The organism is Draconibacterium sp. IB214405 (assembly GCF_033963885.1).
Taxonomy (GTDB): Bacteria; Bacteroidota; Bacteroidia; order Bacteroidales; family Prolixibacteraceae; genus Draconibacterium.
In genome coordinates this window covers 469,245-484,542 of record NZ_JAXBMA010000002.1, presented here as the reverse complement: position 1 = coordinate 484,542, position 15,298 = coordinate 469,245, and the positions used below count along the sequence as shown (strand labels likewise).

Below are 15,298 nucleotides of genomic sequence, written 5' to 3'. Positions count from 1 at the left end.
GGCAAATTTCTTTTTTAGTTAAACTGCTTTTTGTCTATCATATTTTATGCCAAAGCCATTTTTTACTAGAACTGTTGACCGATTACGAAGTGGAACTGACTTCCTGCTGCATCGGTAACACCCGGCACATCGTCAAATCCATATCCCCAGTCGATTCCCATTAAACCAAACATTGGTAAGAAAATACGTACACCAACACCCGCCGAACGGTGTAATTTAAATGGTACATAATTCTGGAAACTAATACCTGCATTACCCGCCTCCAGGAAAGCCAGTGCGTAAATAGTTGCACTTGGTTTCAGGGTAATCGGGAAACGAATTTCCGAGGTAAACTTCGAATACATGTTCGATCCGTTGTTCGGACTCAAACTATAGTCTTTGTAACCACGTAATGCAATATAATCGGTACCGTAAATGTTGTAACCCGACATTCCCGATCCACCAACGATAAATCCTTCGAATGGTGATTTACGTCCTGAATCGAAATAACCAAGGAATCCCATTTCCAGCGCTGTTCTTAACACCAGTGTATGTTCACTTCCCGGGTTGGTAAGCGGAGTAAACCACTGTGCTTTTAACAACCATTTGTGGTATTCTATCCATTTGTAACGCTCTTCGTTTGTGATATTATCATCCGAATAATCTTTGTCCGAAAACAACGAATAAGGTGGTGTTACTTTTAAGGCCAGCGAGATATTCGATCCACGTCTTGAATACAGCGGATTATCAACCGAACTACGGCCAAATACCGTTTTAAAACTCAGGTTATTAAATGTGCCGTTCACTTCTCCGTTTTCGTCGGCCATGAAGTAGAACATGCTACCCATGTTGCGCAGGTTATAGTGCTCTAACGACAATTCGTGATAAACGGTAAAATAGTCATCAGGCCACGACAAACGATATCCGTAACCTAACGCCAACGCGGTAGTTTCCCAGATTTGATCATCGTCTTCATCGCCGTCTTCCGAGTCGTAATTATATTGGTACTGCGTACCATATCCGTAGCCACCGTAGCCGTATCCATAAGGCGAATAACCATAACCACCATAACTACTTCCGTAACCATAAGGCGAATAACCGTAGCTACTTCCGTAACCGTAGGGGTTATAACTTTGAGTATATCGGTTGGCACTGTAGTTAATTCGCGAATGTGATAACGAAACAGAGAATGAATTAGGTTTTTTACCGCCTAACCATGGTTCGATAAATGATAAACTAACAGTTCTATAGTACTTACCACTGGTTTGGTAACGCAGACTCAATGTTTGTCCGTCACCAGTTGGCAGTGGACGCCATGCTTCTTTATTAAAGATGTTACGTACCGAGAAGTTGGCAAATTTTAAACCAACCGACCCAACAAACATACCGGCTCCCCAACCTCCGGAAAGTTCGATCTGGTCGTTTGCTTTTTCCTGCAGTTGGTATTCAATATCCACTGTTCCGTCTTCCGGGTGCGGTTGCACATCAGGATTAATCGCTTCAGGATCGAAGTGACCAAGCTGCGCTAATTCCCTGTACGAACGCATTAACAATGTTTTACTGAAAAGGTCTCCCGGATAAGTTCGAAGTTCACGACGGGCAACATGTTCGTGTGTTTTTGTGTTTCCAACAATACGAACCTCGTTAATTGTCGCTTGCTTTCCTTCGTAAATACGCATCTCGTAATTAATGGTATCGCCGTTTACATTTACTTCTACCGGATCGAGGTTAAAGAACAGGTATCCTCTGTCGAGGTATACGTTGTTCAATCCTTCGTCATTATCAAAAAGGCGCTTGTCCAGAATTTTTTGGTTGAATACGTCACCCTTTTTAATACCAAGACGTAAATCCAGATAATCTGACGGATAAACTGTATTACCTACCCAGCGAATATCTCCGAAATAATATTTATCTCCTTCCTCAACACCGAGGTCGATATTCACACGTGGTTTATTTTTTCGTCCAACTTCTACCTGATAAATCGAGTCTTTAACGATTATCGCATCACGATACCCTTTCTCATTGTATTTATCAATCACGTTGGCCTGATCTTTGTCGTACTCTTCCTGAAGGAATTTTTTGGTTCTGAAAAAGTTTCGCAACGATTTTTCGTTGGTCTTTTTCATCGAGCGCTCTAAGGTGATATCCGAAAGTGCTTCGTTTCCTTCAATCTCAATGTTGTTAACTTTTACCTTTTCTTTCTTGTCGACATAGATATCGAGAACAACGCTGTTGTTTTGTGTAGTATCGTCGCGCTGAACAATGTTTACTTCCGTATTCAGGAATCCCTTTCCGTGGAAAAGGTTCATGATGGTACGTTCGGCACTGTTTACCTGGTGGTCCGTGATCTGACTTCCTCTTAACAGCAATACTTTTTCGGTAATATCATCCTTTTCCGACTTCGATACGCCGTAAAAATTTACATCGGCCAGTCGGGGTCGTTCCTGCAGATAAATATCTATCCAAATTTGACTTCCCACAACTTTGGTTGCCTGTATTTTTACATCGGAAAAAAGTCCTTGCTGCCAAAGTTTTTTAATGGCCAGCGTAATCTCGTCTCCAGGTACCATTATCTCGTCTCCCACTTTAAGTCCCGAGAGCTGAATTAATACGTTTTTGTCGAGATACCGAATTCCCGATACCTGAACATCTGCAATGGTATAATTCCGCGCGCTCGAATAGTAGATCGAAAAGTTTGTACTGTCTGCTTCTTGTGCAAAAAGCTGTGGTACAAACACTACAAAAAGGAATAAAAAGGCGACTAATGGTCTTTTGATTCTGCTCATAAAATTAGCTCGTTAACTGTTCACTTGTTTTTCCAAATCTTCTCTCTCTGTTCTGATAATCAATAATGGCTTCCAATAAATCTTCCTTTCTAAAATCGGGCCACAATTTATTTGTAAAATACAATTCAGAGTAAGCAATCTGCCACAACAAAAAATTACTAATCCGGTATTCACCACTGGTTCTGATCAGCAGTTCCGGATCGGGTAATTCTGAAGTAGACAAATAATTTTGGAACAGTTCGTTATTTATTTTTTCTTGTGTAATCTTGTTGTTGGCCACATCGTCGGCCAGTTTTTTTACAGCATTAAGTACATCCCATCTGCCACTGTAACTTAATGCCAGTACCAGGTTTAAACCTGTATTTTCTTTTAGGGCTTCAATACACCCCTTCAATTTAAGTTGTACATTTTCGGGCATCGAATCAACATCCCCAATCACGCTTAGTCGAACATTGTTTTTATTCAGTTCTTCGGTTTCGGCTTCAATCGCATGTACCAAAAGTCCCATCAATGCTTCAACTTCTTCTTTTGGGCGGTCCCAGTTTTCGGTGGAAAATGCATAAAGAGTAAGGTGTTTAACGCCCATTTCTCCGGCTCCCTCTACTACAGAACGAACGGCTTCAACACCGTTCTCATGTCCCATAACGCGGGGTTTGCCATGTTTGGCGGCCCACCTTCCGTTGCCATCCATAATAATGGCAATATGTTTTGGAATATTGTTGCTATCTAATTTGTCAACTGTTTTCATTACCAACTTTTAGCATCGTAGGCCGGGCAAGCCTTTTTGCCTATAAAAATCATATATGTGAGATGTACCCCTAAATATCCTGCCCAGTCGTTATTATGCGAACCATCATTGTAAGTGACAGTTTCACCGAATCCATTTACATATGCTAACGGATCGTTCAGATCATCCAATTGATCGCTCATGTATTTTCGCATCTGGTACTCAACTCCTACTCCTAAGCGGTCGCCAATGGTATATTTAAATCCCATACCAAAAGGAATTGTAGGTGTTACAACCGATTCTTCGTAGTCCGTAACAACCAGTTGCCCGGTTGCTGTATTGTAAACCAGCTCCGGATGATCGGGATTAAATGCTGCAATTTCCACCGATTTAAACGTATATGGAAAATATGCCACCCCAATTCCGAATGTTACATAAGGACTAAACCGTAGTTTTCTTTTTCCCAGAATATACCTCAGATAATTTATTTCTGCCTGCAGCGTTAAATCCTGAACAGTTTTATCAAACTCCCAGGGTGAACTTTCAACTGCTCCCTCGCTCGAGAAACTCCCGGTTAGAAACATAGCACGTAAAGCTACACGGGCATTAAAATTATACCTGAAATAAGCCCCAAAATTTAAATTGAACGTTTGGAACGGGGCATCCTCATCCATGTCGCCATGAACTGATGTTAATGTACCTCCCCAGATTCCGATGTCAGCTGTTTTTTGTGCATGTACTGAAACAGTTAGTAAAACTGTAACAAACACCAATAGTAATTTCTTCATCTTGGTATTCAATTTAGTCTATTTAACAATGGTTTCAGACATGTTATTTTTCTCATTTTCTTCATTTTGAAATGAAATCTATCCTGCGATTCAAAAACCCGGTTTTTGACGGTAAAAACACATGACAAAGCATGCAATTACCCCTGCAAAAACAAACCTCATAACAATCTGAATATCAATGAACTTAAACGTATAAAAACGTTTTAACTTTTGCTTTCAAAAGCTACAAAAGTAATATAATTCTAAAAATAACATGCCCCTTAGCTATTATAAAACCCAAACAAAGATTAAAAATTGTTAAGTAGGCCTGCGAAATTCAGTTTCTGCGGTCCATTCCCCACATTAACTTGGTGCGCAATGTATTGAAAAAGGGTTGTTCAGGAAGTTGAAGTGTTTTTAAATTGAAGCCTGCCTTTTTCACTTTTATTTTAGTTGAAAACTCAACAGCAACCGATCGCGAATCAAGCGAAGTCAGGTAGTTTGTCCCCCGCCCTTCAACTTTTAATTCAATCTCGCAGGTGTCGGGTACAACAATCGGCCTGATGGTTAAATTGTGCGGTGCCAGCGGAGTAATTACAAAGTTGGCCGAATTGGGTGTAAGAATTGGTCCGCCAACACTAAGCGAGTATGCAGTTGATCCGGTAGGTGTAGCAATGATCAAACCATCGGCCCAGTAATTGTTCAGAAATTCGCCATTAATACTGGCGGTAATATTTAACATCGAAGAGTTATCCGTCTTCAGGATTGTCATCTCATTGAGCGCATAATTAAATTCTAGATTCTCCTGGTTCGAAAACTCTACTTCCAGCATCGACCGCTCAATAATTTTATACTTATGACTGAAAATGTTTTCAAGTGCACTGTTAACCTGGTCATCCGAAATATCGGCCAGAAATCCCAGGCGACCACCATTCAAACCAATAACAGGAATATCGAAATTGCGGATATTCAGTACCGACTGCAAAAATGTTCCGTCGCCACCAACGCTAAAAATGAATTCATTTTCATTATCAAAATCGGAGTAGGAATGGAAAAACGAAGTGTAATAGGTGGAGCTGTTCAATTCTTCAACCAGATGCGAATAAAAAGGCTTGTACAATTGCACCTCTATTTTATGTGCACGGAGAAAACTAAAAAATTCCTGCAAAACAGGAACAAACTCATCAGAAACCAGTGTGCCAAAAACTGCAACTTTCACTATTGTAATCGATTTAAATATTCATAAATTTCATAAACTGATCGAATCTGTCTTTGTACAGATCGCTTAGCATCGACCGGTCCTGGTATACTGCTTTCACATTATAATCGTATCGCATTAAAGCCTGCACCACTCCTGAAAGTTCTTCCGAATCGAGTTTAATTATTACATCCAAAACATTCGAACCGGGCTTACGATCGACAAAGAAACTCAAAATCTTCACATCGTTACTTTCCACAATCTGGCTGATCTGCGACACGGAATAATCGCTAACATTCATTTCGATTACCAACACGCCACCAACTTCCTGCAACGAAAACAGGCTGGCAAAACGCCGAGCCAAATCGTATAGAGTAATTGCACCAAGGTAATAATGATCGACATCGAGAACCGGCAGCACACTAATTTTCAGCTTGTACATTACAATTGCCACCTCAAAAATATGCTGATCTTTGTGGGCATGTGTGGTGTTCAGTTTATCAAGCGCTGTTGAAATAGGCACCTCCACCAGGTTCAGATCGTAAATCAATTTATCAGAAACCAAACCAAGGTATTTCGTATCGTCAACCACCGGAATATGCGAAACGCGATATACGTCCATATGGCTCAATGCCTTACGTCCTTTCTCCGAACTTGTGATCGACGGAATTACGTCCGATATTAGTTTTTCTGCCAACAAAACTTTACTGTTTAATGTTATTCCTTCAGTCTGAAAATAGTAACTTGCGTTTTTAAATTTTTCAATATGACCAGACTTAGTGTAAATATAAATAAAATTGCAACACTGCGAAACTCTCGCGGTGGCAAAGTGCCCAGTGTAAAAGATGCAACCATCAACTGTCAGAAGTTCGGAGCACAGGGTATCACTATTCATCCCCGCCCCGACGAACGGCACATTACACGTAAAGATGTATACGAGATAAAACCGTTGATTACAACTGAATTTAATATCGAAGGTTATCCGAGCGAAGATTTCCTGAAAATGGTTATTGAAGTGCAGGCCGACCAGGTTACTTTGGTTCCGGATACCGACGCTCAATTAACCAGCGACCACGGTTGGGATACCTGGAAAAATCTTGGTTTTTTGAAAGATGTAATTGCACGTTTACAGGAAGCTGGAATTCGGACTTCTATTTTTGTTGATCCGGATGAAAAAGCTGTTGAAGGTGCTGCCGAAATAAAAACAGATCGTATTGAACTGTACACAGAGCCTTATGCAACACTTTATCCGATTGACCATACAAAAGCAATCGAACCATTTGTTGCAGCGGCCAAAATGGCGGCAAATTTAGGTATCGATGTAAATGCCGGTCACGATTTGAGTTTGGAGAACCTGAATTACATGTATCATAAAATACCGAATTTAAAAGAAGTTTCGATCGGGCATGCGCTAATTGCCGATGCACTTTATTTAGGTTTGGAAACCACCATACAAAAATACCTCGACTGCCTGAAATAATCCGAAACTGGAAGGATCGCAATTAACACTTTATGGAATTATATTACAGGAAAACAGGTAGTGGATCGCCACTGGTAATTATACACGGACTTTACGGATCATCGGACAACTGGATGAATATTTCCAAACGTCTGGCCGAAAAGCACACGGTTTATATGATAGATCAGCGAAACCATGGACGATCAGGATTTTCAGAATCGCATACGTATAACGACATGCGCGATGACCTGGAAGAGTTTTTTGAAAAGCATAACATCGAAAAAGCAACAATTCTGGGGCATAGCATGGGCGGAAAAGTGGCGATGTGGTTTGCTGCCGATTTCCCCGAGAAGGTGGAGAAACTTGTTATTGCCGACATTGCACCTAAAGATTACCTGCAATTAAAACAAGAAGGACAATTTTACCTCCATCAAAATATTCTGCTGGCCATGCAGGACATTGATTTCTCGTTGATAAAATCACGAAATGATGTGGAGGATTTTTTGGCGGAAAAGATCGATGACGAACGAATCATCATGTTTCTGCTTAAAAATGTTGAGAAAAATAAAGAAACAAAACAGTTCCAATGGAGGGTAAATGCTGAAGTGCTTTACGATTATCTGGAAGAGATTGTTAGCGGCGTAAATATTCACTGGCTCGACGACCGAATTCCGATAACTGCTTATCCTGTAATTTTTATCCGTGGTTTGTTATCGAAATACATTCAGGACGAGGATATAGAACTCATCAAAGAGATTTACCCGGAAGCCAGAATTGTTGACATTCCCGATGCCGGACACTGGTTACACGCTGAACAACCGCAAAAGTTTGCTGAAGCAGTTTTTCTGTGTTGCTAATCGAAGAGATTGATGCAGATTGATTTTAAGATTGAATTAGATTGAAAAATTGCGAAACTGACAAATTGTATAATTGTATCTGAAACACTGAACTTTCCTTTCGACTTTCGACTTTTGCCTTAATCATCGATTATACTTCTCCGTAGTTTCCTTCAAAAACTTCTTCTGCCCTGCTTTCAATTGTTTCCACTGGAATCGCCATCCCCAGTTTCCTGTTGCAGTTCCGGGAGTGTTCATTCGCGATTTTTCGTCTAACTCCAATACATCCTGCATGGGCAAGATTGCTGTATCAGCTACCGAAGCCAAAGCCAAAGTCATAATTTGTCTTGCTGCATTTTCTTGTGTAAGGTAATTCTCCACAAGTTCCTTTTCTTCAGCTTCAACCTCATTCAGCCACCCCAAAGTTGTATTGTTATCATGCGTACCGGAATAAACCACACAGTTTCGTTCGTAGTTGTGTGGCAAATCCTTATTCGCTGCATCAGTGGTAAACGCAAACTGCAACACTTTCATTCCCGGCAGGTTGAAGCGCTCGCGCAAATGATCAACTTCTGTAGTTATAATTCCCAAATCTTCGGCAATAAAAGGCAGAACTCCTAAATGACTTTTAATCAAACTCAGCATTTCGTAACCATACGCAGGTATCCACTTTCCGTTAATGGCAGTTTCCTCGTCAGCCGGAACCGACCAAAACGATTCCAAACCACGAAAATGATCAATACGCACCAGGTTAAACATGTTCAGATTAAAATGCAGGCGTGCCATCCACCAATCGTATTCACGTTCTTTCAGGCGCTGCCAGTTAAAAACCGGATTGCCCCACAACTGGCCTGTTTCAGAGAAATAATCAGGAGGTACACCTCCAACTTCTGTTGGATTTAATTCTTCATCCAACAGAAAAATATCGGTATTTGTCCAAACATCCGAACTGTCGCCCGAAACATAAAGCGGCACATCGCCAACAATCTGAATTCCTTTTTCGTTGGCATAATGTTTTAACCTGTGCCACTGCCTGAAAAACATAAACTGAACAAATTTTTCAAAGGCAATCTGCTGTTCCAGTCTTTCGGAAAGATTGTTTATGGCTTCCGGCTCCCGGAATTTTATTCCACGATCCCACTCGCTCCAGTGCAGTCCACCAAAATATTCACGGGCAGAAATAAACAAAGCATGGTCGTTCAACCACCATCCATGTTCATTCAAAAAGTGATAATATTCATCGCGGAAATGGTCAAATTTATTCTCCTGAAATTGTTGAAAAGCTTTTTTCAACATTGGGCTTTTCCATGCTGAAACTTTATCAAATTCAACTTTCGTTTTCTTGAAGGCTGGTACGGCCTGAAAGTCCTCTCCACTCAGCAGGTCTTCCTCTGCAAGAATCTCCAAATCTATCAACACCGGATTTCCGGCAAAAGCAGAGTAGCACTGATAAGGCGAATTTCCGGCGCCAACTGGCCCAAGCGGAAGAATCTGCCAGAGTTTCTGACCGCTCTCCTCCAGAAAATCAACAAAGTCGTACGCCTCTTTCCCCAATGTTCCAACACCTTCCTGCCCCGGCAGCGAGGTTATATGCAGAAGAATTCCACTTTTTCTATTTGTCATTCTTAAAGTTTTCTCTGAATTGTTTTAAATGATCAGCAGTCTCGCGAACGATGCGTTGCACCGCCAGTCCGTGTTTCAGGTCAGCAATTACAGCCTCTGCATCATCGCCGGTAAAAAACTGGTAATGCGCATGCACCATCGAGCGTAACCATCCCGGCGGAACGTGCCCTGAAGGAAAACTGGTTACCGGTTTGTAATTGCTGCCAACCACTTGTTTAACCCACTGATCCGAACCTTCGGTGTAATATTCGAAGTATTCGGGATTTTGCGAAGAGTAACGGAATGCTCCGTTTTCAGCATAAATTTCCAGTGACACCAAATCGCCTGAACCGGAGCTTATCCGACTTGCCGCCATGTTTCCAACAGCACCGGTTTTTGGCTCATATAACGATAGAGAACTAAACAAATCAGATCCTGCTGGTACTCCTTCAAAATCGCCGGCCTGCAGACCGCTCGTAATTTGCAGCTCCTCTCCCATAAAAGCCATTAGTAAACTAATTCCGTGCGAACCCAAATCGGCCATCGCGCCACCATCGGGCGCAGGAGTTAAACGTGTAACACGTTTTTTACGGTAACTTTCCTGCAGGTAATCGCCGTGATAATATTTCAAATCGAAATGAATTGGCCTTCCTATTTTTCCTGAACGCCAGAATTTCAAACCCTCGCGAACCGATGAAGTTTGCAAATATTGAAAGCCCACCTGGATGCGAACATTCTTTTCTGCAGTTTCCAGCAGCTCTTTCATGTGCTCTTCCTCTTCCAACGAAGAACAAACCGGTTTTTCAAGGTAAATATATTTTACGTTCGGCATTTGCAAGGCCAGTTTAAAATGCTCGAAATGCACTTTGTTCGGCCCTAAAATATATACGGCTTCAATTTTATCATTCTTAGCAAAATCCTCGACAGACTCGGCCTTTTCAAATCCCATTTGTTTGGCAAACGACTCGCGACTTTCCTTTCTTGCCGAAGCAACCGACTCCAAAACAATTTCGGGAACTTCGTTATAATAAAACTTCAGGGCCTGAATGGCGTAGACATGTGCACGGGCGATTCCGCCTGCTCCAATAAAACCTACATGTATTTTTTGCATGTTTTGCTTCTAATGTTTCGTCAAAAATAATGTTTTGATCAATATAATCCCGGGCCGGACCAACTCTTTAATTTTTGTTTAGATTTAAGGCAAAATACTTTTTATGAAAAAAACTGCGCTGTATATTTTAATGGGATTGCTGTGTTCCTGCGCTCCCAAAACCGACTCTGTGTTAAAAAAAGGGAACTGGCTTTTCGCGTTCCAAATCGACGAACAAAATCCGGATCAAAAAATTCCTTTCAATGTTGAAGTGCTGAATGAGAAACACCTCTTGGTTACAAACGCCGACGAACAGATTGACGTTCAGGAAATAACTTACAAAGGCGATTCCGTATTTATAAAAATGCCGGTTTTTGGTTCTGAATTCAAAGGCAAAATCAGTGGCGATAAGATTAGTGGCGAATACTTCAACTACAATAAAAGCAAAGTACTTCCAATTCCGTTTGAAGCCGAGTATGGCATAAACGATCGTTTTGAAATTACGGATGAAAATGCGACTGTTTTTTCGGGGAAATGGAAAGTGAACTTTGGAGAAGAAGAAAACGGCAATCCGGCAATTGGTATTTTTGAACAAGATGGGAACCATATTACAGGAACTTTCCAAACAGAAACCGGCGACTACCGCTACCTTGAAGGCATTGTAAATAAGAATACGATGCAACTCTCGTGTTTTGATGGCGCGCATGTTTTTATGTTTACGGCTGAACTCAGCGACTCCACTTTAAAAGGGCTGTTCTACTCCGGCAACAGCTATAAAACAAAGTGGAGTGCGATAAAAACAACCGATGCCGAATTGGCTGATATGAAAACGCTAACCTATCTGAATCCGGGATACGACAAATTAAGTTTTGCTTTCCCTAATGAAAATGGAGATACGATTTCGTTAGCCGATGAAAAATATAAAGGAAAAGCAGTCATTGTTCAGATCTTTGGAACCTGGTGCCCGAATTGTATGGATGAAACTCGCTTTCTGGCTGAAGTGTACGAAAAGTATAATGCCGCCGGCCTGGAAATTATCGGGCTTGATTTTGAAATAAAACCCGACTTCGACTATTTCCAACAACGCATTGAACGTTACCGAAACGACCTGAATGTTTCGTGGGAGCTCGTTTTGGCAGGTACTTCAAACAAGAAAAAAGCAGCGGAAGCTCTGCCCATGCTGAATAAAATTATTTCGTACCCAACTGCCATTTATATCGACAAAAAAGGTGAAATACGGGAAATACACACTGGTTTTTCCGGGCCGGGAACGGGAGTCGCTTACGAGCAATACAAAACAGAAACCGAAGAATTAATCGAAACTCTACTAAACGAAACCATCTAATCCAAAATAATCATGAGACATAACCTGATTTTCGCATTTTTAATACTTTCATTTCTGTGGTCGTGCCAGCCTAAAGACACCAAATGGAAAGGTCAGGAACCTATAAAAAAAGTGAGTACGCTCACCCGCCCCATTCAATACCAACTTAAAAAGACTTTTGCGGTGGGCAACGGTATATTTCTGTCAAACGAATTCGATGGAGCCCGGCTAAACGGTGTTGCACTTACCGGAGAAAACGAAGTTACCGTTTTGATAACGCCTGAAAACACACCAATTAACCCAAGTCCGTGGTATGCGTTTAAAATCTGGTCGGACACAGAAAAAGAGATTCAGCTAAAAATTACTTATAACGAAGGAGTTGGACACCGCTATTATCCCAAAATCAGTACCGACAAAAAAAACTGGGTTTCGGTTGATTCAACAGTTTACTTAGCCGATACGGCATCGATAACAAAAGGTGAATCTCCTAAATTGTGTGAATTCACGTTGTCGGTAAACAGCGATACAACCTGGGTGGCAGCACAGGAATTGATTGTGTCAAAAGATATTTACAAGTGGGCCGGAGAACTTGCCGAAAACTCATTTGTAAGTATTGATGAGTTGGGAAAAAGCAAAGAAGGTCGCTCAATCAAATATCTTCAAATTGGCAATCCGGAAAGCAAAAAAATGCTGATGGTTCTTTCGCGCCAGCATCCACCTGAAGTTACCGGCTGGCTGGCGATGAAAGCTTTTACAGAGGAATTATGCGCCTCAGCTAAGTTGACTGAGAAATTCAGAGATGAATATTGCATTTACGTGGTACCTTGTGTAAATCCCGATGGTGTGGACCATGGTCACTGGCGTCATGGAGCCGGAGGAATCGACCTGAACCGCGACTGGGAAGCTTTCAACCAGCCGGAGACACAAGCCATCCGTAAATTCATGCAGGAGAAAGTTGCGGAGCAGGGGAAATTCTATTTTATGATCGATTTTCATTCCACCTACGAAGATATTTATTACACTATCGCACCTGAGTTGGAAGGAAATATGCCGGGAATTGTTCCAAAAATTATTCAGGCCATGGCAGAGGATATTCCGGGTTATGATCCAAATATCCGCCCTAATGGAGTGGATGCCCAACGAATTAATTCAACAGTATCTATTTTTCATGAATTTGGTGCCGAGGCCGTCACCTACGAAGTTGGCGATGGCACACCACGTGAGCTGATAAAGAAAAAAGGCGAATTAACAGCCGTCAACCTTATGGAGATTATGCTTGAAAATTAAGCCATAAGAAAATGCCATCCGTCGGTTGACGGATGGCATTTTCTTTTTTATCTCAGTTTGTTATTTCAACCATTTATCCAGCCAGTTGAAAAATACACGTTGCCATAAAATACCATTTTGAGGTTGTAACACCCAGTGGTTTTCTTCCGGCAAGTATAACATTTCAGCAGGCACGCCACGCAAAACGGCCGCATTAAACGCTGCCATTCCTTGCTCCGGTGGTACACGGTAGTCTTTTTCTCCCTGCACAATCAATATCGGAGTATCCCAGTTCTGCACATATTTATGCGGAGAAAATGAGTACGAACGTTGCGCTGCAGCATTGTCTTTATCCCAGTAGGCACCGCCGTAATCAAAATCCACAAACCACATTTCCTCGGTTGAGGTGTACATGTGTTCGAAGTTAAAAATACCATCGTGCGCAATAAAGGCTTTAAAACGTTTTTCATGATTTCCGGCCAGGTACATTACTGAAAAACCACCATAACTTGCACCAACTGCTCCCAGTTTTGTTTCGTCAACAAAAGGTTCTTTGGCCATTTCGTCAATGGAAGTAAGTAGGTCTTTAATATTCTGGCCACCGTAGTCTTTTGAAATCTGTTCGTTCCATTCCTGACCGAAACCTGGCAATCCACGACGGTTTGGCGCCACAACAATATAATCATTGGCTGCCATCATTTGGAAATTCCAACGGTACGACCAAAACTGGCTTACCGTTCCCTGTGGTCCACCCTGGTTATAAAGCAGTGCCGGGTATTTTTTATTCGGATCGAAATGCGGCGGATAGATCACCCACACAGCCATTTGTTTTCCGTCGGTAGTTTCCATCCAGCGTTTTTCCACTTTTCCCATGGTCAGCTGATCGAGAACACCTTTGTTCACTGTAGTTAATGCCTCTTCTTTTCCGGTGGCCGGATCAACCAAATACAATTCAGCCGGTTGCGACATGGAAACTTTTTGTGCCAATAACTGGCTTCCAACCGGAACTGCACTTTGATAATTGTGAACGCCATCAGTTAAACGGCTTATTGAATTATCGGCCAATATCAGTTGGTAAATTTCATCCGTTGCGTGAATGTCGCTGATAAAATAAATTGATTTTGAATCGACACTCCAGCTTAATGCGCCTGCATTCTGATCGAAATCAGCACTGTAATCTTTCTTTCCTCCTGTTTCCAGATCGGCTACAAACAAACGGTTTTTATCCGATTCGTAACCGTCGCGTTCCATACTTTCCCAGGCCAGGTATTTCCCATCGGGCGAATAAACCGGATTCTGGTCGTAGCCCATCATTCCTTCAGTAAAGTTGCTGGTTTTGCCACTTGCCACATCGTACATATAAATATCAGAATTGGTAGAAACGGCATATTCTTTACCCACCTTTTTCTTACAAACATAGGCCAGTGTTTTTGAATCGGGACTCCAAACAATTTGCTCGGTTCCGCCAAAAGGTTTCATTGGCGAATCAAAACGTTCACCGGTCATAATGTCTTTTCCCGCTCCTACTTTGCCATCTGAATAGTCGGCAATAAAAATATGGTTGTAGGTATAATCGTGCCAGGTATCCCAATGGCGGTACATAATATCTGTCTCCAGTCGTGCATTAGCTTTTGGCAGATCAGGGAAAAGATCGTGAATATCGTCATCAAGTTTTACAGTCTGCAGGTAATAAATCTTCGACATATCGGGGGCATACTGAAATCCAAATATTCCACCTTCGATTTCTGAAACCTGTGTTTTATTGCTACCATCAGGATTCATTTCCCATAACTGAACGCTGCCGGAAGCTGATGACAAATAACCAATCTTTTTTCCATCGGGACGCCAAACCACATTGTATTCGTTACTGGCGGTGTTGGTGAGATTTTTTGCTTCTCCCCCGGCAACCGGAATCGAATAAATATCGCGGTACGACTTATTCTCCTCGATATTGTAATAAGTTACCGTGTACAAAACAGTGGAACCATCGGGTGAAACCGTTGCTCCTCCAAGGCGGCCAAACGACCAAAGAACTTCAGGAGTCATCACATCGGAACTTAGTTTCGGAGTTTCGGGCACAAAGTTTTTGGCTACCTGACCCGACTCTTTTTGCGTACAGCTAACTATTGTCATGGCAATTAAAATAAAAAGTGCAATTTTCTTCATCTTACTATTTTGAAAAATTTGTAACCAAAATAAATACATTTAAATGCTTCTGGCAATGATTTTTGCACAAAAAAGGGTGCCCAAGCGGACACCCTTTA

The 15,298-nt window shown here is 41.7% G+C and carries 12 protein-coding genes; 4 read left to right on the top strand and 8 right to left on the bottom strand.

What is annotated here, in order from left to right:
* Window positions 1-65 precede the first annotated feature (65 nt).
* The 5 genes from bamA to SLH46_RS08435 all read right to left on the bottom strand — a co-directional run bounded on the left by bamA (window position 66) and on the right by SLH46_RS08435 (window position 6,154).
* The gene (bamA, locus tag SLH46_RS08455) at window positions 66-2,765 is read right to left on the bottom strand and encodes an outer membrane protein assembly factor BamA (protein ID WP_320280734.1); all 2,700 of its coding nucleotides are present in this window, start codon (window positions 2,763-2,765) and stop codon (window positions 66-68) included.
* A 4-nt stretch (window positions 2,766-2,769) separates the two neighbouring features.
* Window positions 2,770-3,513 (bottom strand): isoprenyl transferase, encoded by a 744-nt coding sequence (locus tag SLH46_RS08450; RefSeq protein ID WP_320280733.1) that lies wholly within the window; start codon window positions 3,511-3,513, stop codon window positions 2,770-2,772.
* Complete coding sequence (locus SLH46_RS08445; protein WP_320280732.1) at window positions 3,513-4,280, bottom strand: DUF6089 family protein; 768 nt, start codon at window positions 4,278-4,280, stop codon at window positions 3,513-3,515. The genes SLH46_RS08450 and SLH46_RS08445 overlap by 1 nt, the downstream gene beginning before the upstream one ends.
* 316 nt (window positions 4,281-4,596) lie before the next feature.
* The gene (locus tag SLH46_RS08440) at window positions 4,597-5,478 is read right to left on the bottom strand and encodes an NAD kinase (RefSeq protein WP_320280731.1); all 882 of its coding nucleotides are present in this window, start codon (window positions 5,476-5,478) and stop codon (window positions 4,597-4,599) included.
* A 13-nt stretch (window positions 5,479-5,491) separates the two neighbouring features.
* Window positions 5,492-6,154: a CBS domain-containing protein gene (locus tag SLH46_RS08435; protein WP_320280730.1), complete on the bottom strand. Its 663-nt coding sequence runs from the start codon at window positions 6,152-6,154 to the stop codon at window positions 5,492-5,494.
* 69 nt (window positions 6,155-6,223) lie between these two features.
* Here SLH46_RS08435 and SLH46_RS08430 point away from each other — a divergent pair, with 69 nt between their 5' ends.
* Together SLH46_RS08430 and SLH46_RS08425 are read left to right on the top strand one after the other, a co-directional pair.
* On the top strand, window positions 6,224-6,937 hold the full coding sequence (locus SLH46_RS08430) for a pyridoxine 5'-phosphate synthase (protein ID WP_320280729.1): 714 nt from the start codon (window positions 6,224-6,226) through the stop codon (window positions 6,935-6,937).
* A gap of 32 nt (window positions 6,938-6,969) precedes the next feature.
* Window positions 6,970-7,773: an alpha/beta fold hydrolase gene (locus tag SLH46_RS08425; protein WP_320280728.1), complete on the top strand. Its 804-nt coding sequence runs from the start codon at window positions 6,970-6,972 to the stop codon at window positions 7,771-7,773.
* A 123-nt stretch (window positions 7,774-7,896) separates the two neighbouring features.
* Here SLH46_RS08425 and malQ read toward each other — a convergent pair whose 3' ends face one another.
* Both malQ and SLH46_RS08415 read right to left on the bottom strand, forming a co-directional pair.
* A complete protein-coding gene (gene malQ, locus SLH46_RS08420) occupies window positions 7,897-9,375 on the bottom strand; it encodes a 4-alpha-glucanotransferase (RefSeq protein WP_320280727.1) in 1,479 nt (492 codons plus the stop codon).
* Window positions 9,365-10,465 carry a Gfo/Idh/MocA family protein gene (locus SLH46_RS08415; RefSeq protein ID WP_320280726.1) on the bottom strand — a complete coding sequence of 367 codons (1,101 nt, stop codon included), beginning with the start codon at window positions 10,463-10,465 and terminating at the stop codon, window positions 9,365-9,367. The genes malQ and SLH46_RS08415 overlap by 11 nt, the downstream gene beginning before the upstream one ends.
* Before the next feature lie 103 nt (window positions 10,466-10,568).
* On the opposite strand from SLH46_RS08415, the gene SLH46_RS08410 reads away from it, so the two are divergent.
* Together SLH46_RS08410 and SLH46_RS08405 are read left to right on the top strand one after the other, a co-directional pair.
* Entirely contained in the window at window positions 10,569-11,789 is a 1,221-nt protein-coding gene (locus SLH46_RS08410; protein ID WP_320280725.1) for a peroxiredoxin family protein, read from the top strand.
* 12 nt (window positions 11,790-11,801) lie between these two features.
* Window positions 11,802-13,055: a M14 family metallopeptidase gene (locus SLH46_RS08405; RefSeq protein ID WP_320280724.1), complete on the top strand. Its 1,254-nt coding sequence runs from the start codon at window positions 11,802-11,804 to the stop codon at window positions 13,053-13,055.
* Between the two features lie 60 nt (window positions 13,056-13,115).
* Here the strand turns inward: SLH46_RS08405 and SLH46_RS08400 are convergent, their stop codons facing one another.
* Complete coding sequence (locus SLH46_RS08400) at window positions 13,116-15,200, bottom strand: S9 family peptidase (protein ID WP_320280723.1); 2,085 nt, start codon at window positions 15,198-15,200, stop codon at window positions 13,116-13,118.
* Window positions 15,201-15,298: the final 98 nt, after the last annotated feature.